This is a genomic window from Sandarakinorhabdus sp. DWP1-3-1 (assembly GCF_049896705.1).
Lineage (GTDB): Bacteria > Pseudomonadota > Alphaproteobacteria > Sphingomonadales > Sphingomonadaceae > Sandarakinorhabdus.
On the sequence record NZ_JAFCUV010000002.1, the window covers coordinates 848,124 to 869,112 of the forward strand.

Sequence of the window (20,989 nt, forward strand, 5' to 3'; positions counted from 1 at the left end):
CACCAGGTCACATTTTCAACGCCGCCTGATAGCCTGTCATCTCGAGATAGCCGCGCCCGCCCGGTACCGTCACCGCCCCTTCCCAATAGACTGGGCCGCCGCCGCGCCGGCTGTCGAGCTCCTGGTCGTCGAACATTGGCGATACCGTCACGATCAAGGGCTTACCGCGCAGCATGACTGTAACCACAGGTGCCACCGGATAGGTCGCGCCCGTGTGCGGCGACCGCCAGCGCCGGGCCGACGTGAAGCGCACATCCGCCGGCGCCAGCGCCGTCGACCGCCCGTCGGCGCCGCGATAGGAACCGCCGGCCCAGACCTGTCGCCCGGCCTTGTCGCGGATGCGGAACAGCGTCAGCGCACCGCCGTCATCCATGTTCAGCCCCATCCAGTCCCAGCCGACGGCATTCGGGTTCAGATAGGACGATGACCATTCGCGATCGAGCCAGGCCGTTCCCGACACCGTCACCCGCCGGCCGTCCTCGACCAGCGTCCCGCCGACCTTCAGGTGCGGCACGCTATAGTAATGGCTGGCGTCGCCCGGCGCCGGACCCTTGCGGCTGAAACCGCCTTGGCCTTGCAGCAGCGGCGGCTGGGTCGGCGCCAGCGCCAGGTCGAGCGCATAGCCGTCGCCCTGCACCTGGGTGCGGAGCACGCCGTCGGCACCCCGCCGCATCATCCAGTCATCGATGCGGACATCGGTGTCGGTCGTCGCCGCCTCCGCCAGCCCGAACCCCGCCCGGGCGATGCGCTGGTCATGGCGCAACCGGGCGCGGGCCGGGTTCGACAGCGCGGCATGGGCGAACAGGACCTGGCGCGGCGCAAAGGCGCTGGGATTGGCAGGATCGACCGGCGGCCGGGTGCGGAAGAACGTCACCTGGAAACCGCGCTGCGTGCCGTCCGGCAGCTTCAGCCAGCCGGTGACATACCACCATTCGGTGCGGAAATCGGGGTGGGCGCCATGGTCGCGCGGGAACACGATCGGCACGCCCGGCCGCACTGGGGCATAATCGACGGGCGCCGCCGCCAGCAGCAACAGGGCGAGCAGCCACTTCATCACCAGTCGTCCCGCACGGCCCGCACCGCATCGGACGACAGCGCCTGCCGGCCCGACAGCACCGCCGTGCCGGCCGCCGCGCCGACGAGCGTCACCGCCAGCCCCGCGAACAGGCCCCAGGGCAGCCGTGTGTCCATCGTCCAGTGGAACGACTGCGGGTTGACGACATGGATCAGCACCTGGCTCATCACCACGCCCAGCCCCAGCCCGGCGACGACCCCGACGACGCCCAGCAGCGCGCCTTCCGCCGCCAGCATCGCCATGACCTGGCGCCGCCGCACGCCGATGTGGCGCAGCATGCCGAATTCACGCACCCGCGCCAACGTCTGCGCCGAAAATGTCGCGGCGACGCCGATCAGCCCGATGACGATGGCGATCACCTCCAGCGCATAGGTAATGGCGAAACTGCGGTCGAAGATGCGCAGCGCCAGCACCCGCATCTGCCGTGGTTCACCGAACATCGCCTGGCCCGAAACCCCGGCAGGCAGTTGCGCTCGCAACGCCTTGATGACGCCCGCCACATCGGTGCCGGGCGCCACGTCGATGGCCGCCTCGGTCATCGTGCGGTCGCCGGTCGCCAGGGCATAATCCCGGTCGCGCATGGCAATGGCGCCGAACTGCCGGGCATAGTCGCGCCACACCCCGGCGACGACCACCGGCCGCGACGCGCCGCCGAGCGGCAGCGCGAAGCGGTCGCCGGGTTTCAGGCCATAAAGCCAGCCCATCGGTTCGGACACCCACACCGGCGTCGCGCCGGCCGGCACCGGCACCGTCGGTCCGATCATCGCCAGGCTGGCGGCGGGATCGGCCTGTGCCGACAGGATCACCGCAGGCTTGTCGGGCGCCAGCCGTATTGGCAACTGCCGGACGAACCGCGCCGACGCGACCCCCGGGCTCGCCGCCAGCCGCGCCTGGGCCGCGGCATCGAGGCCGCCGGCTTCGGCGCCCTCCAGATGTAGATAAATATCCGACGGCAGGATCTGCACCAGCCAGGCATCGACCGAGCCGCGGAAGCTGCTGACCATCACCGCCATCGCCACCATCAGCGCCGTCGAGGCGACGATCCCGCACAACGCCACCGCCGCCTGGCCGGGCGCGCCCCACAGCCGCTTGACGGCCAGGTCGAGCGCCGGCGGCAGCGACAGGCGCTGCAGCGGCGCCAGCAGCGTGCGCGCCAATCGCGGCATGATGGCGATGCCGCCGGCCAGCAGCAGCGCCATCGCCGCATAACCGAGCAGCGGCAACCCGCCGATCGGCGGCGCCAGCGCGGCGAGGCCGCCGAGCCCGAGCAGCAGCAGCCCCGGCCAGGCCAGCGGCACGGCGCGCGGGTCGCCGGCGTCGCCCGCGGTCTTCAGCGCCACCGCCGGCCGCGCCCGCGCCGCGACCAGCGCCGGTACCAGGCTGCTCGCCACGGCGACGGCAATGCCGATGCCGCCGAAAACCAGCGCCGCCAGCGGCACGAAATCGAGCCGGTCCGCGCCGTCGCGGAAATAGCCGCCGCCAAGATCGCCGCCGAGTTTCGTGACCGCGAGATCGGCGAGTCCATAACCGAGCGCAATGCCCAGCGCCGCGCCGACCAGCCCGAGCAGCGCGCCCTCGATGACGATCTGCGCCGTCAGCGCGCGCCGCCGCAGGCCGAGCACGCGCAGCAGCGCGAATTGTGGCTGCCGCCGTGCCACCGACAGCGATTGCGCCGAATAGACGAGGAAACCGCCGGTCAGCAGCGCCACCATCGCCAGCATCTCGAGGTTGACGCGATAGGCGCGCGACAGGCTGTCGCTGCGCTGGGCATTGGTATCGGGCGAGCCGAGCTCGGCATCCGCGGGCAGCGCCGCGGCCACCCGGCGCGCGACGGCGTCACGGTCGGCGCCCGCCGCCAGCCGCAGGTCGATGCGCTGCAACCGGCCCAATTGCCCGAAGCGCCACTGCGCATCGGCGATGTCGATCACCGCCAGCGCCTGGTCGTCGCCGGCGCCCGGCATGACGCCGGCGATGGTGAAGTGCTGCGCCCGGCCGGCGGCGGCGATCGTCACGCTGTCGCCGATGCGGCGCTGCATGGCCTGCAGCGCGGCGCGCGACATGAAGATGGCTTGCGGGTCGAAGGCCGAATCGCGGCCGGGGCCGCCGCTAACCGGCATGCCGACCAGGCTTGGCGTCACCGTCGCCGCGCGCAGCACGTCGAGGCCCAATAATGTCAGTCGGCTGCCGTCGCCCTTGCGGCCCGGCATGGTCAGCGTGCCGGTGGTGGCGGCGAGCTCCACGACCGGGCTCGCCGCGGCGATGCCGTCGATCCGCGCCAGCCGCGGGTACAGGCCCTCGGCAAAGCCGGCCGGGGTCGCCGAATGGACCTGCAGGTCGGCGGCGCCGTTGACGCTGCGAATGGCGCGATCGAAGCTGGCCAGCGCCGTCCGGTTGACCAGGTGCACGGCAAAGCCCAGCGCCACCCCCACTGCGATGGCGAGGATGCCGACGACCAGCCGCGCCGGATGCGCCCGCCATTCGCCGACGACCATCCAGCGCGCCGGCGTGGCCGGCAAGCCGAGGCTAACCATCGGCGCGGGGTACCAGGCCCGAGGCGCCGAGCACCAGCACCCGGTCGGCAACGGCGGCGGCGCGATCGCTGTGCGTGACGATCACCGCCGCGGCGCCCGAGGCGCGCGCCTCCGACAGCAGCAGCGCCAGGATGCGCTCGGCGGTTTCCGGGTCGAGGTTGCCGGTCGGTTCGTCGGCCAGGATCAGCGCGGGCCGGTGGACGAGCGCGCGGGCGATGGCAATGCGCTGCAATTCGCCGCCCGACAACTGCGCCGGATAGTCGTTGCCGCGGCCGTCGAGGCCCACCTTTGCCAGCATCGCCGTCGCCGCCGCCAGCGCCGACGGGCCCGCCGCATGGCCAAGCACCAGCGGCAGCGCGATGTTCTGCGCCAGCGTCAGGTGCGGCAGGATGTGAAAGGCCTGGAAGACGAAGCCGATATGGTCGCGGCGCAGCACCGTGCGGCCATCGTCGTCGAGCCCGGCGAGATCGGTGCCGGCAATCGCGATAGACCCGGCGTCGCTGGTGTCGAGCCCGGCAATCAGGTTGAGCAGGGTCGACTTGCCGATCCCCGATTCGCCCATGATGGCGATGATTTCGCCCGGCGCGACGTCGAGGTCGAGTCCCGAAAACAGGCGGCGGCCGCCCGGCACCGACTTGGCGAGGTCGGACAGTGCGAGAACGGCGCGGGGGAGGGCAGGGGCATGCATTGCCGGCACCTTAGCCGAAGCGCGGCCGAGGGGCAGGGGCACTGCCGCCGCACCCCGGCGACAGCCGATGGTGCCGGACCCGATTCGGCCGGCCACCGGCGTTGCCGCTTGCCGTCACCGCGGCGTTGCCCGGTTCGCCGCGGCAAGCCGTTTTTTCGTTTGAAAGCCGCCGCATGACCATCGGTTGGCACCTTGCCGCCCGGTTGCACGGCGATTAGTTCCGGCTATGTCATCCAACTGTCACACAAGGCTGCGAACGAGCACCGCGACGGGCGGATGCAAGCTCGCGTTAACGGCGAGGAGTACCCGATGACTATCCTGAAGCGCATGATGCCGCTGGCACTGGGCAGCGTCATCATCGTCATGACCGCGTCCTGCGGCGGCGATACCGCCACATCGACCGTCAAGGCCGGCGGCGCTGACGGCGGGGCAGGCAAGGCCGATATTACCGGGGCCGGCGCGACCTTTCCGGCGCCGCTTTACGGCAAATGGGGGTCGGCCTATGCGGCGGCGACCGGCGCCTCGCTCAATTACCAGGCGATCGGATCGGGCGGCGGCCAGACCCAGATCAAGGCGCGGACCGTCGATTTCGGCGCCACCGACGATCCGATGAAACCGGAAGACGTCGTCGCCAACGGCCTGGTGCAATTTCCGGCCGTGATCGGGTCCGAGGTGATGATCGTCAACATCCCCGGCGTCGCCGACAACACGCTGCGCCTGACCCCGGCGCTGATCGCCGACATTTACATGGGCAAGATCAGCCGCTGGAACGATCCGGCGATCGCCGCCGTCAATCCGGGGCTGCAACTGCGCCCGATCCCGGTGGCGCCGGTCTATCGGTCGGATTCGTCGGGTACCACGGCGATCTTCACCAACTACATGAAGAAGACCGCGCCGAACTGGACGCTCGGCGCCGGCAAGGCGCTCAGCTGGCCGGCCGGGCAGGGCGGCAAGGGCAATGACGGCGTCGCCGCGAACGTGAAGAACACCGTCGGCGGCATCGGCTATGTCGAATATAATTACGCCGCCGCCAACAAGCTGACGATGACGCAGCTGGCCAATGCCGATGGCGCCTATGTCGAGGCAAGCCCGGCGACCTTTGCCGCCGCCGCGGCGCAGGCGGACTGGGGCACCGCCAAGAACGGCGTCGCCGACATGCTGGCGCTGCCCGGCGCCAAGACCTGGCCGATCGTCAGTGCCACCTATATCCTGGTTCCCGCCAAGCCGGCCGACCCGGCCAAGGCGCGCGCCGTGCTGGCGTTCTTCGACTGGGCGTTCAGCAACGGCGATGCCGTCGCCGACCAGCTTGGCTATATCCCGCTGCCCGACGTTGCCGTTGCCCAGGCCAAGGCGAGCTGGGCCGGCATCCAGGGCGTCGACGCGGTCAAATAGCGGGAGCATGGCCATGGCCCTGTTGGCGCTCACCTGCCCTGCCTTCCGCCAGGTCCGGCGATGACCGGGACCGCCGGGACGATTGCGGTCGCGCCGCCGACGGTCATGGCCCGACCGGCGTCGTCGCGCGGCACGGAACGGCTGTTCGCCGGCGGCGTCACCGCGTCGGGGTTGCTGGTCTTCGGCCTGCTCGGCGCCATCATCCTGATGCTGCTGGTGGGCGCCTGGCCGGCGCTCAGGACGTTCGGGCCGGCGTTCTTCTGGAATCCGGTGTGGGATTCGATCGCCGACGATTACGGCGCCGGGGTGATGATCTACGGCACGCTGGCGACATCGCTGCTGGCGCTGATCATCGCCGTGCCGCTGGCGATGGGCGTCGCCTATGCGCTGACGGAGATCGTGCCGCAGGTGCTGCGCCAGCCGATCGGCATCCTCATCCAGCTGCTCGCGGCGATCCCGTCGATCATCTATGGCATGTGGGGCTTCTTCATCCTGGCGCCGTACATCGCCCAGCATGTCGTCCTCAACGTCGCCGATTTCTTCGTCGACGTGCCGGTGCTGAACAAGGTGTTCGACTATGGGTCGGGCAACAACCTGTTCACCGCCGGGCTGGTGCTGGCAGTGATGATCCTGCCGCTGATCACCGCGATGTTCGTCGAAGTGCTCGGCGCGACGCCGGTGATCCTGAAGGAATCGGTCTATGGCCTCGGCGCCACGCGGTTCGAGGTCATCCGCCATGTCGCGCTGCCATATGGCAAGCGCGCCTTCATCGGCGCGATCATGCTCGGGCTGGGCCGGGCGCTCGGGGAGACCATGGCGGTCACCTTCGTGATCGGCAATGCCACCCGGCTGTCGCCGTCGATCTTCGCCCAGGGCGCGACCATCTCCTCGACGATCGCCAATGAATTCAACGAAGCCGGCGGCGGCTCGCTGAAGCTGGCGGCGCTGCTCGGCCTCGGTGTCACGCTGTTCGTGATCTCGTTCATCGTGCTGTCGATCTCGCGCGCCCTGGTCGGCCGCCGGGTGGAGAATTGAGATGAGCGCCCGCGCCACCCGTCGCAAGGCCGTCAACCTCATCGCCGGAATCATCGCCGGCGCCGCCGCGCTGCTGTCGCTGCTGGCGCTGGGCTCGATCCTCTGGACCCTCGTCGCCCGCGGCCTGCCGGCGCTGCACTGGTCGGTGCTGACCACCTCGATGGCGCCGACCGGTGAAGGCGGCGGCCTTGCCAACGCCATCGTCGGCAGCCTGATCCAGGTCGCGCTTGGCATGGTCGTCGCCGTGCCGATCGGCATCATGGCCGGCACCTATCTGTCGGAATATGCGCGCGGATCGAAACTCGGCGATGTCACCCGTTTCGTCAGCGACATCCTGCTATCGGCGCCATCGATCCTCGTCGGCCTGTTCGTCTATGTGCTGCTGGTGGCGACGACCGGCAGCTATTCGGGCTTTGCCGGCGGCATCGCGCTCGCCGTCATCGCGATCCCGATGATCGTGCGGACGACGGAGGACATGCTGTCGCTGGTGCCCGTCGCGCTGCGCGAGGCCGCCGCGGCCCTGGGCGCGCCGAAATGGAAGGTCGTCACGCTGATCGCCTGGCGCGCCGCGGGGTCGGGCATCCTGACCGGCATCCTGCTGGCGCTGGCCCGTGTCGCCGGCGAAACCGCGCCGCTGCTGTTCACCTCGCTTGGCAACCTCAACTGGTCGACTTCGCTCGACAAGCCGATGGCCAGCCTGCCGCTGACCATCTATCAATATGCCGGCAGTCCCTATGACGACCTGGTGCAGCTTGCCTGGGCCGGGGCGCTGCTGGTGACGCTGGGCGTGCTCGCCATCAACATCATCGCGCAACTGGCCCTGGGCCGGAAACGCTAGGAGACGACGATGGCCGCCGACAGTCCGCAGGTCGCATCGCTCGGCGATGTCGTGGGGCGCCACGACACGATGGACGGGTCGAAACCCTTCATCACCACCCGCAACCTCGATTTCTTCTATGGCGAGACCCAGGCGCTGAAATCGATCAACCTGGATTTCCCCGAACGCCGGGTGACGGCGCTGATCGGGCCATCCGGCTGCGGGAAATCGACCCTGCTGCGCGTCATCAACCGCATGTACAGCCTGTATCCGGGCCAGCGCGCCACCGGCGAGGTGATGATGGGCGGCGTCAACCTGATCGACCCCAAGGTCGATCCGACCGAGCTGCGCTCGCGCATCGGCATGGTGTTCCAGAAACCGACGCCGTTCCCGATGTCGATCTATGAAAACATCGCCTTCGGCCTCCGCCTCCATGAAAAACTGTCGCGCGGCGCCATGGACGAGCGCGTCGAATGGAGCCTGCGCAAGGCGGCGATCTGGGAAGAGACCAAGGATCGGCTCAACACCTCGGCACTCGGCATGTCGGGCGGCCAGCAGCAGCGGCTGTGCATCGCGCGCACCATCGCCGTGCGCCCGCAGGTGCTGCTGTTCGACGAACCGACCTCGGCGCTCGATCCGATCTCCACCGCCAAGGTCGAGGAGCTGATCGCCGAGCTGCGCACCGAATTCACCATCCTGATCGTCACCCATTCGATGCAGCAGGCGGCGCGCTGTTCGGACCAGACCGCCTTCATGTATCTCGGCCAGGTCGTGGAGGCCGGCGCCACGGCGCAGATCTTCACCAACCCTCGCGAGCAGAAAACCCGCGAATATGTCACCGGCCGGTTCGGGTGACGGGAACAGCAGCATGACCGACCTTCCCGCCCATACGCTCAGCTCGTTCGATGGTGATCTCGACCGGTTGCGCGGCCTCGTTGTCCGCATGGGCCGGCTGTGCGAGGCACAGATCATCGCCGCCGCCGACGCGCTGGCCCGGCACGATGCCGCCGCGGCGCGCACCATCGTCGATGGCGATTCGGAGATTGATGCGCTGGAGGCGGAAACCGAGGCGTTCGCCATCCAGACCATCGCGCTGCGCGCGCCGATGGCCGGCGACCTGCGCGAGATCGTTGCCGCGCTGAAGATCAGCGGCATCCTCGAACGCATCGGCGACTATGCCAAGAACATCGCAAAGCGCACCACCGTGCTGGCCAAGGACGCGCCGATGGAGCCGATGGTGCTGGTGCCCGAAATGGCACGCATGGTGGCGCAGATGGTCCACGGCGCCATCGATGCCTATGTCGCCCGCGATGCCGTGCAGGCGGCCGCCATTGCCGAGCGCGACCAGCTCGTCGACGATTTCTACACCAGCCTGTTCCGGTCGCTGCTCACCTTCATGATGGAAAATCCACAGCGCATCACACCATCGGCGCACCTGCTGTTCATCGCCAAAAGCCTGGAACGCGTCGGCGACCATGCCACCAACATCGCCGAACTGGTCAGCTACAGCGCCACCGGCGAGCGTATGGGCGAACGCACCAAGCGCGACGACACCGCGATGGTCACGACGCCGCACGGCTGAACACCCTGTCAGTTCCGTTATTGAGGGACGCCCGCCAGCCTGTCATCGGTAACCGCAGGGGTATCGCATGACCTATCGCACCATCACCGTCGAACGCCGCGGCGCCGCCGACTGGCTGACCCTCAACCGGCCCGAGGCGATGAACGCGATCTCGCTGGAAATGGTCGGCGAGCTGGCTGATTATTTTGGTCGCAAGTTCGACGACCGCGATTGCCGCGTCATCGTCATGCGCGGCGCCGGCCGGGCGTTCTGCGCCGGGCTCGACATCAAGGATTCGGCGCGCGCCGATCCGGCCGCGGTGCCGTTCGGCGGCGGCTATGGCTTCCAGGGCCATCTCGCCGATGTCTATATCCGCATGCGCCGCTGCCCGCAGCCGATCGTGGCGCTGGTCCACGGCCCGGCCTGCGGCGGCGGGCTGGCCTTTGCGCTGGCGTCGGACATCCGCGTCGCGGGGGAAAGCGTCCGCATGAATTCCGCCTTCATCCGCATCGGCCTGTCGTCATGCGACATGGGCGTCAGCTATTTCCTGCCACGCCTGGTCGGTGCCTCGGTCGCCGCCGAACTGATGCTCACCGGCCGCTTCATCCACGCCCAGCGTGCGCTGGCGACCGGGCTGGTCTCCGAAGTCGTCGCCGATGATGCACTGGAGGCCACCGCCGAAACCTATGTCGCCGACATGCTGTACGCCTCGCCACTAGGTCTGCGGCTGACCAAGGAGGGCCTTGCCATGGCCATCGATGCCCCCAGCCTCGAAGCCGCCATGGCCATCGAAAACCGTAATCAGACGCTCTGCGCCCAAAGTGCCGACTTTGCCGAAGGCATGCGCGCCTTTCTCGAAAAGCGCGCGCCGCTCTACACTGGCCGCTGACAGGAACCCGATGATGACGCACCCTCGCTACCCCCACGTCTTCACCCCGCTCGACCTCGGCTTCACGACACTGAAGAACCGCATCCTGATGGGCTCCATGCACACCGGGCTCGAGGACATTCCCGGCGGCTTCGAACGCCAGGCCGCCTATTTCGCCGAACGCGCCCGCGGCGGCGTCGGCATGATCATCACCGGCGGCATCATCCCCAACCATGAAGGCGGCGGCGGCAGCAAGCTGTCGACCCCGGAGGAAGCCGCCGAGCACCGTAAGGTCACCGAGGCGGTCCATGCCGCCGACGGGCAAGTGAAGATCTGCATGCAGATTCTCCACACCGGCCCGCTGGCGATGACACCCGATGCCGTCGCCCCTTCGGCAATCCGCTCGCGCATCGGCAAGTTCGTGCCCAACGAACTCGACGAGGACGGCATCGAAAAACAGCTGTCGGACTTCGCCCAGTGTGCCGCGATGGCCAAGCTCGCCGGCTATGACGGTGTCGAGATCATCGGCTCGGCCGGCTATCTGCTCTCTGCCTTCCTGGTCGAAAAGACCAATCTGCGCACCGATCAATGGGGCGGCCCCTTCGAAAACCGCATGCGCTTCCCGGTGGAGGTCGTCCGCCGCTTGCGGGCTGCCGTCGGCCCCGATTTCATCGTCATCTTCCGCATCGCCGCGATGGACATGCTGGAGGGTGGCATGGCCTGGGAGGAGGTCGTGACCCTGGCCAAGGCGGTGGAGGCCGAGGGCGTCAACATCATCAGCACGCATTTCTGCTGGCACGAGGCCCAGGTGCCGACAATCGCCACCATGGTGCCGCGCGCCGCCTTTGCCGGCGTCACCGGACGCCTGCGCAAGGAGGTCGGCGTCCCCGTCATCACCAGCAACCGCATCAACATGCCCGCGGTCGCCGAGGAAGTCCTCGCCCGCGGCGATGCCGATCTCGTCTCGATGGCGCGGCCGATGCTCGCCGACCCCGACCTGGTGCGCAAGGCCGCCGAGGGCCGCGAGGACGAGATCAACACCTGCATCGCCTGCAACCAGGCCTGCCTCGATCACACGTTCGGCGGCAAGCTGACCAGCTGCCTCGTCAATCCGCGCGCCTGCCGGGAAACGGAGCTCAACTATCCGCCGGTGACACTCGTCCGCCGCATCGCCGTCGTCGGCGCCGGGCCCGCCGGCCTCGCCTATGCCGTCACCGCCGCCCAGCGCGGCCACCAGGTCACGCTGTTCGATGCCGCCCCGCGCATCGGCGGCCAGTTCAACCTCGCCGCGCGCATCCCGGGCAAGGAGGAATTCAGCGAGACCCTGCGCTATTACAGCCGCATGATCGAAAAGCTCGGCATCGCGCTGAAACTCGATACCCGCGCCGATGCGGCGATGCTCCAGGGCTATGACAAGGTCGTCATCGCCACCGGCATCACGCCGCGCCAGCCGCAAGTCGAGGGCATCGAGCATCCCAAGGTCGCCAGCTATGTCGATGTCATCATGGGCCGCGTGCCGGTCGGCAAGACCGTCGCCATCATGGGTGCCGGCGGGATCGGCTTCGACGTCGCCGAGCTCATCACCCATGAAGGCACTTCGGCGGCCATGGACATCGCGGTGTTCGCCAAGGAATGGGGCATCGATTTCGCCAACCACCCCCGCGGCGGCGTCACCGGCATCGTGCCCCAGGTTGCCCGCGCCGATCGCGAGGTGACGTTGCTGCAAAGGAAGACCAGCGCGCCCGGCAAGGGCCTCGGCAAGACCACCGGCTGGACCCACAAGTTGACCCTGCAACGCCGCGGCGTCCGCATGGTCGGCGGTGTCGACTATCTCCGCGTCGACGACGAGGGCCTGCACACGCTGGTCAACGGCGAGCCGCAGTTGTTTGCGGTCGACACCGTCATCGTCTGCGCCGGCCAGGTGCCCTTGCGCGCCCTCTACGACGAACTGGTCGCGGCAGGGGTGGAAGCCGAACTCATCGGCGGCGCCTATGAAGCCATGGAACTCGACGCCAAGCGCGCGATCAACCAGGCATCGGAGCTGGCGGCGGTCGCCTGACCGGAGCCACGGTTTGTCTCGACTCCGTGGGACAAGTTTGGAATATGCGCGTTCGCGCTCGAACTTTGTTCAGACGAATTGCGTGTTAGGATCGGCTGTGGCGTCTCAAGAGTGGCTGCCCGAGCACTTGAAGTTTGCGGTCGAGGCCGCAAGCGTGGCGCTGTGGTGCTGGAACGTCGACACCGATCAATTGGCAATGGACGATTCCGGCTATGCGCTCTGGGGCCTGCCACGGGCTGACCAAGTCTGCTTCGAAGACCTGTCGCTGCACATCCACCCGGCCGATCGCGACCGCGTCCGCGCCGCCTTTCAGGCGACGCAGTCGGTCACCGGGATGTATGAAACCGATTTCCGGATCATGCTCGGCGACAAGATCCGCTGGGTGGCGTCCCGCGGCAGGGGTGCGGAGGAGGGTCTGAAGCAGCGTTCAAAGTTCGGCGTGTTCATCGATGTCACGCAGCGAAAGCAGAACGAGGAAGCCAATGAACTGCTCGCCGGCGAGATGAGCCACCGGGTGCTCAACCTTCTCACCATCGCGACCGCGCTAACCAACATGACCGGAAAATCGGCCGAATCGGTTGCCGACATGACCAATCAGCTGGTGCACCGGCTGACGGCGTTGGGGCGAGTGCACAGCATGGTGCGGCCGCTACCGGGTGGAGAAGGCAAGGCGGCGCTGCTCGGCGATCTGATTTCTGTGCTGCTGTCGCCTTATGACGACGGAGGCGCCTTTGCTGGGCGCATCAAGATTTCGGTGCCCCGCATGGGTGTCGGGGAGGCCTCCGCGACCACAATGGCGATCGTGGTCCATGAGCTCGCGACAAATTCGCTGAAACATGGCGCGTTGTCGCGTCCATCGGGAACCCTCGATATCTCGAGCACGGCCGGTGACGACATGATCGAGATCGTCTGGGCCGAAACCGGCGGCCCCGCCCTCTCGGGCGCACCCGATCATCGCGGCTTCGGCAGCCGCATCCTGCGCAACGCTGTCGAACAGCAACTGCGCGGCAAGCTCGACCTCGATTGGCAAGGTAGCGGCCTCGTCGCCCGGCTTCACGTCTCGCGCCAGCAGCTCGTCAACTAGGGTACAGACCCCGCGGGGTCGTCGAGAAAAGGCAGGTTGTTGGCGGAGTCGGAGGGACACTCCCCGCCCCGTGGCCTAAGCGGCTATGCACCTTGAGTTATTGTGATATTGCGCCTACCCCGGGGTAAGAAACTGGGGAATTGGCGGGGTAATATCATGGTGGTTCGGCGGGCGTTGGGAGCCCATCTGGAATGGCATCGGGGCTCCATTAGGGTCATCGTGGCGGTGCCTAAAGCTGTTCGGGGTCGGCTCCCGACGATCCTCAAGCAGGGGCTAGGCACTGATAGCCCCTCCACCGCTGAGCGGATCAAGCATGGCGTTATTCACGAGCTCAAGGCGCGGATTGAGGCCGAGCGGGCGCGGCTTGCCGGCGGGGGCCGCCCGCTAGCGGTAGAGGCAATGAGCCTCCGGGCGGACCGGGAGGCGACCGTCGGGGAAACCGGCCGGGAGGAGCTGGCCAGCCGCGTTGCGGAACGCGCCCGCGCGGTGGAGGCTGAATGTGGCCCGGCAAAGGCCGAGGCATTCTATGCGGTGGCCAGTGGCGAGGCGACACCGCTGGCGCTTCCAATGGCCACCTACCTAGGCGAGTCCGGGATCAAGGACCGCAGTCAGGATGAGGTGCGCCGTTCGGTTCGGACCCTGGTGGAGTGGTGCGAGCGAGGGAGCGTAGCAGCGACGGTAGAGGCTATCGACCGGAAGGTCGCCTGCCGCTTCGTGTCGGGCGAGCTGTTGAAGGGCCGGGAGCGCGCCACCGCGGCGAAGTACCTTTCCTTCCTGTCGGGCTATTGGCGTTGGCTGGTGGCCCGCGGAATAGCTGAGACCAACCCGTGGGGCGGGCAGATACCGAAGCGGGGAGCTCGGGCCAAGCTGGGGGAGAGCGCGACAGGCAAGCGGCCCTACACCGATGACGAGGCGGTCAAGCTGTTGTCCGGTCCGGCGTCCGAACGGCTCCGGGGGATCATCTGGATTGCCGCGCTTTCGGGGATGCGGATTGACGAGATTTGCCGGCTAAGGGTCGGCGATTGCCGGGGCGGGTGGTTCGCGGTCAACGCTGCACCGGGAGAGGGCAAGACCAAAGCGGCCACCCGGCGGGTGCCGATACATTCGGCCCTAGCCTCAAGGGTTGCCGCCTTGGCGGGCGAACGCGGGGCCGCCGATTACCTGATTGCGGACCTTCCCGACACCGGGCCGGGGCGGGAGCGGTCAATGCCGGCGGTGAAGGAATACACCCGCTATCGGCGCGCTGTGGGGATTGACGAGCGGGCGGAGGGGCAGCGGCAATCCAATGTCGACTTCCATAGCTGGCGCCGCTGGTTCGCCCGGACTTCCCGCGATGCCGGGACGTCGCCCTGGGTGGTGGCGGACTTGCTCGGCCACGATACTGAAAGCATGGCGCTGGGGATGACCATGGGAACCTACAGCGGCAAGGCCAGCGCCGCGGACCTACGGGGCGGAGTGGAGGCGGTGCTGGTTCCGGCTGGGGCAGGGGAGGCCTGAGCGGGGTTCCCCTTCGCCAGCAAGCCCCCAGCTCCCTTCATGCTTCCCTGAGGCTCACCTGAGGGAGGCCCCGTGATGGCTTGGGGTAACCTGTAGGTTATCCTGATGAGGGGGAAACATGAAAGAAGACCTAGGGTAGCCTTAGGTTACCTTAAGGTTCTTTACGTAGAAACCGGGCCCGGACTTTCAACCCCCTTCCCTGGGGGATTGTCGCCCCCGCCGACAGGCGGGAACGGCACGGCGGTTGCCTGAGGGAAACATGAAGGGAAGCCGCAAGGGGCCTGGGGCGGCCCTGGGGACTCTATGGGAGTCGTTGAGGGGGTTGCGGGGTTCGTGGTGCCAGCGGGGGCGCTGGCGACTCTGAGCGGGCTTCCTGACAAGCCCGGCCCCTTTCGTTGCAGATCGGGGAAGGGCCGTCCGCGCCGGCGGCATTGAGGCGGCCGGATTGATGGTTGCTCTTGGGAATGCCCGATTAGGTCGTGCTCTTGAGGAGCCCCACAATTTAATGCTGCTCTTGAGGGGCAATAACACCTGCTCTTGGGGACGGCTGATTACCCCACGCTCTTGAGCAGCCGCCGATTAACACTCTCTCTTGAGGGGCGGATTAAATGACCCTCTTGGGGCCGCGCCCAATTAACCCTTGCTCTTGAGGGGGTGTCCCAGCCCCCAGCCCATTTTCGCTTAGCCGATAGGAACCGCACCCGCATGGACGCCAGCCCGGCCAAGACTTGTTCCCGGTGCATGGTCGCCAAGCCGGTGGCGGATTTCGGCCGGGATCGCACCCGCGCCGACGGGCTGGCCTACACCTGTCGCGGCTGCGTCGTGGAGGTGAACCGGGCCGCCTATGAGCGCCGCCGGGTCGCGGGCAAGGTCGCCAGCCGCGCAAAGCCCCGGGCCATCCCCGCTGAGAGCGGCCGGAAGGTTTGCCGAGTGTGCGGTGAAGCTCACCCGCTATGGATGTTCGGCCGGGATAGCTCCCGCGCCGATGGCCTGGACGGGCGGTGCCGCAATTGTGAAGCTGAGCGAAGCGCCGCCCGCTATGCCGCCCGGATCGGGACGGCCGGGCCGCGGCCGAGAAAGCACCTCCCGCCGGTGTCTGCCCCCGTCGCCGCCGTCGCGGTCCCGCCCTCTGAGGCCGCTGCGAAGCAAGCAGCCCGGGCCGCCGAACGCGCCGCGAATGCCGCCGCACGGGATGCCGCCTCCAAGGTCGTCCTGGCCGCGATGACTGAGCGGGCGAATGCGGCAGCCGCCGCCCGGGAGAGCCGCCGCGTTCAACAGCCGCCGTCCGCCGCCGCTCAGGTCCGGCTAGTCGCGCTGCTGGCCGCCGCTGAGGCGAGCAAAGGCGCCACGCTCCCCGGCTAGGCCGGTCGCCGCCGGATAGGTCGCAGATGACGCGCTGGGGCCGCCGCAGCGGACTCTACAGCGCCGAAACGGGTCCGGGTGGCACCAACCTCCCACCCGCCGCCGGACCCCACACTTTCACTCTCTAATGACGCGCTGTCGTGCAGGCCCGTTCGGCCGCCCCGCGTCCACCTTCCGCCTCCCCTGAGGCCGGACCCCCGGCGCCCTGGCGCCATCCCAGCAACCCCGAACACGCCCGCCGCCCCGGCTGGCCAGTAGGAACCCGCTATTACCACAAAGCCCTCCCCCCGCGCGGCTATCAACAGCTTCTGCCGCCAGTGCATCTACGACCCCCTGGCCGCCGGCCATTGGCGCGAGCAAGTCGCCGCCTGCGAAGCCGGCAATTGCCCGCTGTTCGCCCTTCGCCCGGTGCCGCGGTCCTGCATCGCCCCCGGCGGCGGCATCGACCCGGACGCGGTCAACGCCGTTCGCGCCAAGCTTAATCGTATCGACCGGGTCGCCCGCTAAGCCGCCCCGTCGCCCTCTCGGTGATGCCCCCTCAGTTTCAGTGCTCTGAGGGCGCGGCTCCCTAGCCGCCCGGTCCCTTGCTCTCCCGTTCGCCATGCTGGCGGGCAGGGGGCCGGGACCATGGCGCAAGAGGCACCCTTCACCCCCGGCGGTTCCCTCAGGGTCCGCCTCAACACGCCTTCAGGGAAGCCTGAGGGAACCCCTAGGCCGGCAACATGGCGAACCATGGCGAACCCGCCGGCCGCTATCGAAAGACTGACACATGGCAACCGATAACACCCCCGACTACAGCGCCCTGGACGCGATGGAGCTTCCGGGCATTCCCACGGCCGATGAGCTGCGCGCCTCCATCCTTGGCGGCGACGCCCGCGACGGACTTGCGCCGCATGGGCCGATGGCCGCCTTGAAGGTGGCGAACCCGCGCGCTGCCGCCCCTGGCGAGCGGCTGACGGCTGCCGCCGCGACACGGTACACGGCGAACCGGATGAAGGCTGACGGCTGGGTTGAAGACAACGGGGAGGCAGAGGCCGTTCCCGAGCTCGCGAAGGTTGGCGCGCTTTGGCGCGGTCCGGCCGATGACGCCAATCCGTACCAGCGGCACCTGATTGCCGAGGCAATGCGGGAGCGGAACCACTGGCAAAAGATCGACCAGCTTGCCGCCGACCTGAACGAAAAGCGCGGGTTTGACCCGGAGACCGGCGCCCCCATTTACATGCTGAGCGAGACGCGCCGCGTCGCGATTACGAACGAGATCAGCGCCCTGTCGGACGAGATCGCGCGCATCGACGGCCCGGCGGGGGAGCTGGTTCGCCAGCGCAAGCTGGAGGAAGCGGTCATCTTTGAGCAGCGCAAGGCGAAGCTGGCGTATGTCGAGAGGGAAGCCCAAAAGCGGGCTATCCAGATCAACCTGGACCGCCAGATCAACGAACGCGCCCAGACGCTCGCGATGGTGAAACACCGCCGCGGTGAATAGGGTCCGGGTTGTCATCCCGCCCCATGGGAAGCCGTGGGGAAAGGGCCGGCCGGTCCCCCAGCCTAAGCCGAAAGAGCCGGGCTGGTCCTACGGCTGAGGCCGGTTACTTTCGCAGCAGATTTCCGAAGGGGCAGGCGTAGGGACGAAAATCCCCGCTTCCCCCCATCGGGGGTGCCGCGCCCGGTGAGCCGGGGGAGAGGGGGGTTGCCTTGCTGGCCCTCTCTCTCCCTTGGCGCGGCCGGGCGCGATGCCGGCGGGAGGGTCTAGCCCGTGGCTGCCTGTCCGGGGCAGCTTGGTTCGGGCAGCCTGGTTCGGGCAGCCGGTGCCGGGCAGCCGGTCCTATGTGCCAAAGGGTTTACCCGTGCGGCACAAGGGGCAACTGTAAATAAGTTGTGCCAATAGGGTTGACGGCAGGTTTCTGGGGCAATATGTGTCAGTGGCCTTAGAGGCAATTGGAACAGGGAGACTACCATGACCGTCACCACCGAAACCGCCCGCGCCCTCCGCATCCGGGCTCGCATTGCCGCTCTTGTCCCGACCGGTACGCCCGCCGCGTTGGCCGCCTTCGCCGACGACTGTGCAGCGGCTCCCGGCGCCGACGCCGAAACCGCCCGCGCCGTTCGCATCCGCGCGCGCGTCGCTTCCCTGGTGCGCGCCTAAGCCGCCGCATGGGGCGCCCTGGGGCTATCCTGGGGCTATCCTGGGGCGCCCGCGCCGCCATCACGACTAGCAGGGAGCAAGAGCAATGTTGATCGGATATGCCCGGGTATCGTCCACCGGCCAAAGCCTGGACGTGCAGCAAGAGGCGCTGGCGGCCGCCGGCTGCGATAAGGTGTTCGCGGAGAAGCGGACCGGCACCACGACTGCCGGCCGGGAGGCCCTAGAGATTGCCTTGGACTTCGTCAGAGAAGGCGACGTGCTGGTCGTCACGCGGCTTGATCGGCTGGCGCGGTCCAGTCTGGACCTACAGGGGATCGTTGCCCGGCTCAACGCCAAGGGGGTCGGGTTCCGCTGCCTGCAACAGGGAGCCGTGGACACCACCACGCCAATGGGCAAGCTAGTGCTTGGGGTGCTGGCCGCCATCGCGGAGTTTGAAACCGACCTGCGGAAGGAACGCCAGCGGGAGGGGATCGACGCGGCGAAGGCGAAGGGGGTCTATAAGGGCCGCCCGGTGAGTGTTGAGGGCGACGCGGTGCGGGAGCTGCACGGGCAGGGCGTGGGGCCGTCGGAGATAGCCCGGCGCCTGAATATCGGCCGGTCTAGTGTGTACCGAGCTATCCGGGAGGAGGCGGGCTGAAGGTTTGGGCGGGCTGGAGTGGCCCCCTGCTTTGTTTCAGAACCGCCCAAAGGACGTGACGTCAACGTGCCGTGCGAAGTGCGAAGCCCCAAGCGGCCCCCAAATCCACCAGAGCCGACACCAGAAAGCAAATGCCCCGGCGGCCGTGTATCCCTCAGAAGCGAGCACCGCCGGGCTTGCAAGGGCCAGCCACACCCCCGCGCCCATTATCCACGCCGTCCCGACGCAAGCGGCAAAGGCAAGCGCTACCGCTGCTCCGTGCAACCACCAGCGCCATAACGCCGCCACACTACCGGCTGTTGCCCTCCAGAGGCGCTGAGCCGAGGCGTTCCCCACTGCCTAATTACGGCCGGCGCTGTCGCCGTCGCGGCCATCGCACCCCTCACAATCGGGAGCGCTGAGGCTAGTTAAACGGAACGCTAGCTGAACCACCCAGCTAGACCCCGTATCGCTTGTTGCCGCCGGAGGTGATGCAGTAGCGGCCCCCGCGTGGCCCTACGCACACCGCGCCGGTGCCACAGGGGCAGCTCCCGCCCGCGCTGCTGGGGGCGTAGGCCCGGGAAGCCGTCCGCGCGCTTCGTGTCTTGCGGGCTTTCCTGGAGGCAGCGACGGGTGCCGTGTAGGGATACCCGTTGACCCTTCCTCCTGTATACGCCGTCGGCGAGCTCGGTGGCGCTGCCCAGCTTCCGATGGCTGTTGACGGTGCCGAGGGCGCCGGCGGGGTCGTCGGGTCCGGGCGAGCCATGGACATTCCCTCCGCCAACTTGTCCGAAAGCAGGAACGCTCCGGGAACCCAGCAAGGCGCCTGGGGGCGTTCCACTTGAGCCCATACATCGCGCCGGCTGAGGACCACCACGCGGTCGCCCCGGGTCAGCGTCGCCAGATGAACAGCCTTGAGCGAAGGCTCCTGGCGGCACTCGACGTCATCAAACGTCACGACTTCGGCGTCCGCGGCGGCTGCCATGCAAGCCAGCGCTACCGCCACACAAGCAATCATTCGCATGTTCTGAATAACTCCCCCAGCAGGCCCCATAGTCACCTTAGGGCTTTAAGCCGCGTCCGCCAAGGAAACCCGGCGGCCCGCCGTTAGCTCTTGTCGACTCGGGAGTGTTCTTCATGCCGTCGCCGCCTGCACAGGGTGGCCGATGTAAGCATTTTGGAAAGACGCGTTGCGCGACGACACGCGGATCGGCGATTGACTGCTAGCGTGTTCGTGATACGTTCTGGCAATCAATGTTTGGGGGCGGCTAATGACGACGGACAAGCTCGCGGCGATTGTCGAGCAACATAGGCGTGAAATGGAACGACGGTCAGCAGAGGCGGCCGCAGCATCTCGGGAAGAACAACTTGCGCGTGACAATATCGCTTCAATTCTGAAGCAGTGGATCGGGCAACCCTACGAAGCTCTGGTACTTGCAATCGAGGATATCAACGAAACTGTTTCGACGGTTGGAATAAATCTCAGTCTGCATGAAATCACACCGTCTCCGATGACCAGCGGACTGCCAAGCTATTCGCTCGTTCTCTCGGCGGCAATGTCTTCTTCGGAAAGGCAACTGAGGATCAATGTTCGAACTACTGGAGAGGTCAGCATCCAATCCATGTTTTTGCTTAGTAGGGGGAGATATAACGCATCCTTTCCATTGGCAGAGCTGACGGTAGAGAAGTGGTCAGATGCCCTAGTCGGCTTCATAGAAAGTAGCGCGCTTCTTGGCACTCCTGAGGCTCAGCAACCAACTGAGACGTAGCGCTGCTCGCAGAGTCGGCGCGGGCTATTCCAGTGCCTGTAAGTCTGGGCGGCCGAAACAGCATCGAGGATTGGCCGGCTTCTAGAGGCCTTGGAACAGCCCCGCGGGGTAATCATCGGGGGTAATATTTGGGGTAAGACTCCAAATCAAGATACGCTCAACGCATTGAGATCGCTGCTCTTATTCGGTCAGAAAATGATTGGCGGAGTCGGAGGGATTCGAACCCTCGGATCCGGTTACCCAGATCGGCAGTTTAGCAAACTACTGGTTTCAGCCGCTCACCCACGACTCCGCGCGACGGCGGCTATAACCGGCCTTGCACGGGCTTGGCAACCGCTAGGTCGCGCCCCCGCCGCATCAACGCCCGATCGAGGCGTAGGCGATCCCCCTGCGGGCCATTTCATCGGGGCGGTAGACGTTGCGCAGGTCGGCGATGGCGGGGGTCTTCATGACGGCCTTGACCCGGTCCATGTCGAGGCCGCGAAACACGTCCCA

The 20,989-nt window shown here is 67.5% G+C and carries 17 protein-coding genes and 1 tRNA gene; 14 read left to right on the forward strand and 4 right to left on the reverse strand.

The window, feature by feature from the left end; translation table 11 throughout:
* Window positions 1-7 precede the first annotated feature (7 nt).
* The 3 genes from ACP7AI_RS13595 to ACP7AI_RS13605 are packed head-to-tail and all read right to left on the reverse strand — an operon-like array spanning window position 8 to window position 4,294.
* On the reverse strand, window positions 8-1,054 hold the full coding sequence (locus ACP7AI_RS13595) for a lipocalin-like domain-containing protein (RefSeq protein WP_426168243.1): 1,047 nt from the start codon (window positions 1,052-1,054) through the stop codon (window positions 8-10).
* A complete protein-coding gene (locus ACP7AI_RS13600; RefSeq protein ID WP_426168245.1) occupies window positions 1,054-3,606 on the reverse strand; it encodes an FtsX-like permease family protein in 2,553 nt (850 codons plus the stop codon). Before ACP7AI_RS13600 ends, ACP7AI_RS13595 begins: the two co-directional genes overlap by 1 nt.
* The gene (locus ACP7AI_RS13605) at window positions 3,599-4,294 is read right to left on the reverse strand and encodes an ABC transporter ATP-binding protein (protein WP_426168248.1); all 696 of its coding nucleotides are present in this window, start codon (window positions 4,292-4,294) and stop codon (window positions 3,599-3,601) included. Before ACP7AI_RS13605 ends, ACP7AI_RS13600 begins: the two co-directional genes overlap by 8 nt.
* 309 nt (window positions 4,295-4,603) lie before the next feature.
* Here ACP7AI_RS13605 and pstS point away from each other — a divergent pair, with 309 nt between their 5' ends.
* From pstS to ACP7AI_RS13675, 14 genes are all read left to right on the forward strand, one after another.
* Window positions 4,604-5,686 carry a phosphate ABC transporter substrate-binding protein PstS gene (gene pstS / locus ACP7AI_RS13610; protein WP_426168251.1) on the forward strand — a complete coding sequence of 361 codons (1,083 nt, stop codon included), beginning with the start codon at window positions 4,604-4,606 and terminating at the stop codon, window positions 5,684-5,686.
* A gap of 60 nt (window positions 5,687-5,746) precedes the next feature.
* Window positions 5,747-6,721: a phosphate ABC transporter permease subunit PstC gene (pstC, locus tag ACP7AI_RS13615; RefSeq protein ID WP_426168254.1), complete on the forward strand. Its 975-nt coding sequence runs from the start codon at window positions 5,747-5,749 to the stop codon at window positions 6,719-6,721.
* A gap of 1 nt (window position 6,722) precedes the next feature.
* Window positions 6,723-7,559, forward strand: coding sequence for a phosphate ABC transporter permease PstA (pstA, locus tag ACP7AI_RS13620; protein ID WP_426168257.1), 837 nt, complete (start codon window positions 6,723-6,725; stop codon window positions 7,557-7,559).
* Between the two features lie 69 nt (window positions 7,560-7,628).
* Entirely contained in the window at window positions 7,629-8,393 is a 765-nt protein-coding gene (gene pstB, locus ACP7AI_RS13625; protein WP_426168365.1) for a phosphate ABC transporter ATP-binding protein PstB, read from the forward strand.
* Window positions 8,394-8,406: 13 nt separating this feature from the next.
* Entirely contained in the window at window positions 8,407-9,120 is a 714-nt protein-coding gene (gene phoU / locus ACP7AI_RS13630) for a phosphate signaling complex protein PhoU (RefSeq protein WP_426168260.1), read from the forward strand.
* A 67-nt stretch (window positions 9,121-9,187) separates the two neighbouring features.
* Window positions 9,188-9,988, forward strand: coding sequence for an enoyl-CoA hydratase/isomerase family protein (locus ACP7AI_RS13635; RefSeq protein WP_426168262.1), 801 nt, complete (start codon window positions 9,188-9,190; stop codon window positions 9,986-9,988).
* 10 nt (window positions 9,989-9,998) lie between these two features.
* A complete protein-coding gene (locus tag ACP7AI_RS13640) occupies window positions 9,999-12,026 on the forward strand; it encodes an FAD-dependent oxidoreductase (RefSeq protein WP_426168264.1) in 2,028 nt (675 codons plus the stop codon).
* Window positions 12,027-12,063: 37 nt separating this feature from the next.
* On the forward strand, window positions 12,064-13,110 hold the full coding sequence (locus ACP7AI_RS13645; RefSeq protein ID WP_426168267.1) for a sensor histidine kinase: 1,047 nt from the start codon (window positions 12,064-12,066) through the stop codon (window positions 13,108-13,110).
* A gap of 399 nt (window positions 13,111-13,509) precedes the next feature.
* Window positions 13,510-14,607 carry a tyrosine-type recombinase/integrase gene (locus ACP7AI_RS13650; RefSeq protein WP_426168270.1) on the forward strand — a complete coding sequence of 366 codons (1,098 nt, stop codon included), beginning with the start codon at window positions 13,510-13,512 and terminating at the stop codon, window positions 14,605-14,607.
* A gap of 741 nt (window positions 14,608-15,348) precedes the next feature.
* Window positions 15,349-15,969: a hypothetical protein gene (locus tag ACP7AI_RS13655; RefSeq protein ID WP_426168273.1), complete on the forward strand. Its 621-nt coding sequence runs from the start codon at window positions 15,349-15,351 to the stop codon at window positions 15,967-15,969.
* 769 nt (window positions 15,970-16,738) lie between these two features.
* Complete coding sequence (locus tag ACP7AI_RS13660; protein WP_426168275.1) at window positions 16,739-17,449, forward strand: hypothetical protein; 711 nt, start codon at window positions 16,739-16,741, stop codon at window positions 17,447-17,449.
* Window positions 17,450-17,920: 471 nt separating this feature from the next.
* A complete protein-coding gene (locus tag ACP7AI_RS13665) occupies window positions 17,921-18,109 on the forward strand; it encodes a hypothetical protein (RefSeq protein ID WP_426168278.1) in 189 nt (62 codons plus the stop codon).
* An 85-nt stretch (window positions 18,110-18,194) separates the two neighbouring features.
* Window positions 18,195-18,746: a recombinase family protein gene (locus tag ACP7AI_RS13670; protein WP_426168280.1), complete on the forward strand. Its 552-nt coding sequence runs from the start codon at window positions 18,195-18,197 to the stop codon at window positions 18,744-18,746.
* A gap of 1,250 nt (window positions 18,747-19,996) precedes the next feature.
* On the forward strand, window positions 19,997-20,494 hold the full coding sequence (locus ACP7AI_RS13675) for a hypothetical protein (RefSeq protein ID WP_426168283.1): 498 nt from the start codon (window positions 19,997-19,999) through the stop codon (window positions 20,492-20,494).
* A 200-nt stretch (window positions 20,495-20,694) separates the two neighbouring features.
* Here ACP7AI_RS13675 and ACP7AI_RS13680 read toward each other — a convergent pair.
* Window positions 20,695-20,786: transfer RNA gene (locus ACP7AI_RS13680), tRNA-Ser, on the reverse strand.
* Window positions 20,787-20,989: the final 203 nt, after the last annotated feature.

What these genes read in the sequence shown, in the direction of transcription:
- ACP7AI_RS13595 (WP_426168243.1), bottom strand. Translation starts at nt 1,054, where the DNA reads ATGAAGTGGCTGCTCGCCCTGTTGCTGCTGGCGGCGGCGCCCGTCGAT.
- ACP7AI_RS13600 (WP_426168245.1), bottom strand. Translation starts at nt 3,606, where the DNA reads ATGGTTAGCCTCGGCTTGCCGGCCACGCCGGCGCGCTGGATGGTCGTC.
- ACP7AI_RS13605 (WP_426168248.1), bottom strand. Translation starts at nt 4,294, where the DNA reads ATGCATGCCCCTGCCCTCCCCCGCGCCGTTCTCGCACTGTCCGACCTC.
- pstS (WP_426168251.1), top strand. Translation starts at nt 4,604, where the DNA reads ATGACTATCCTGAAGCGCATGATGCCGCTGGCACTGGGCAGCGTCATC.
- pstC (WP_426168254.1), top strand. Translation starts at nt 5,747, where the DNA reads ATGACCGGGACCGCCGGGACGATTGCGGTCGCGCCGCCGACGGTCATG.
- pstA (WP_426168257.1), top strand. Translation starts at nt 6,723, where the DNA reads ATGAGCGCCCGCGCCACCCGTCGCAAGGCCGTCAACCTCATCGCCGGA.
- pstB (WP_426168365.1), top strand. Translation starts at nt 7,629, where the DNA reads ATGGACGGGTCGAAACCCTTCATCACCACCCGCAACCTCGATTTCTTC.
- phoU (WP_426168260.1), top strand. Translation starts at nt 8,407, where the DNA reads ATGACCGACCTTCCCGCCCATACGCTCAGCTCGTTCGATGGTGATCTC.
- ACP7AI_RS13635 (WP_426168262.1), top strand. Translation starts at nt 9,188, where the DNA reads ATGACCTATCGCACCATCACCGTCGAACGCCGCGGCGCCGCCGACTGG.
- ACP7AI_RS13640 (WP_426168264.1), top strand. Translation starts at nt 9,999, where the DNA reads ATGATGACGCACCCTCGCTACCCCCACGTCTTCACCCCGCTCGACCTC.
- ACP7AI_RS13650 (WP_426168270.1), top strand. Translation starts at nt 13,510, where the DNA reads ATGAGCCTCCGGGCGGACCGGGAGGCGACCGTCGGGGAAACCGGCCGG.
- ACP7AI_RS13655 (WP_426168273.1), top strand. Translation starts at nt 15,349, where the DNA reads ATGGTCGCCAAGCCGGTGGCGGATTTCGGCCGGGATCGCACCCGCGCC.
- ACP7AI_RS13660 (WP_426168275.1), top strand. Translation starts at nt 16,739, where the DNA reads ATGGCAACCGATAACACCCCCGACTACAGCGCCCTGGACGCGATGGAG.
- ACP7AI_RS13665 (WP_426168278.1), top strand. Translation starts at nt 17,921, where the DNA reads ATGACCGTCACCACCGAAACCGCCCGCGCCCTCCGCATCCGGGCTCGC.
- ACP7AI_RS13670 (WP_426168280.1), top strand. Translation starts at nt 18,195, where the DNA reads ATGTTGATCGGATATGCCCGGGTATCGTCCACCGGCCAAAGCCTGGAC.
- ACP7AI_RS13675 (WP_426168283.1), top strand. Translation starts at nt 19,997, where the DNA reads ATGACGACGGACAAGCTCGCGGCGATTGTCGAGCAACATAGGCGTGAA.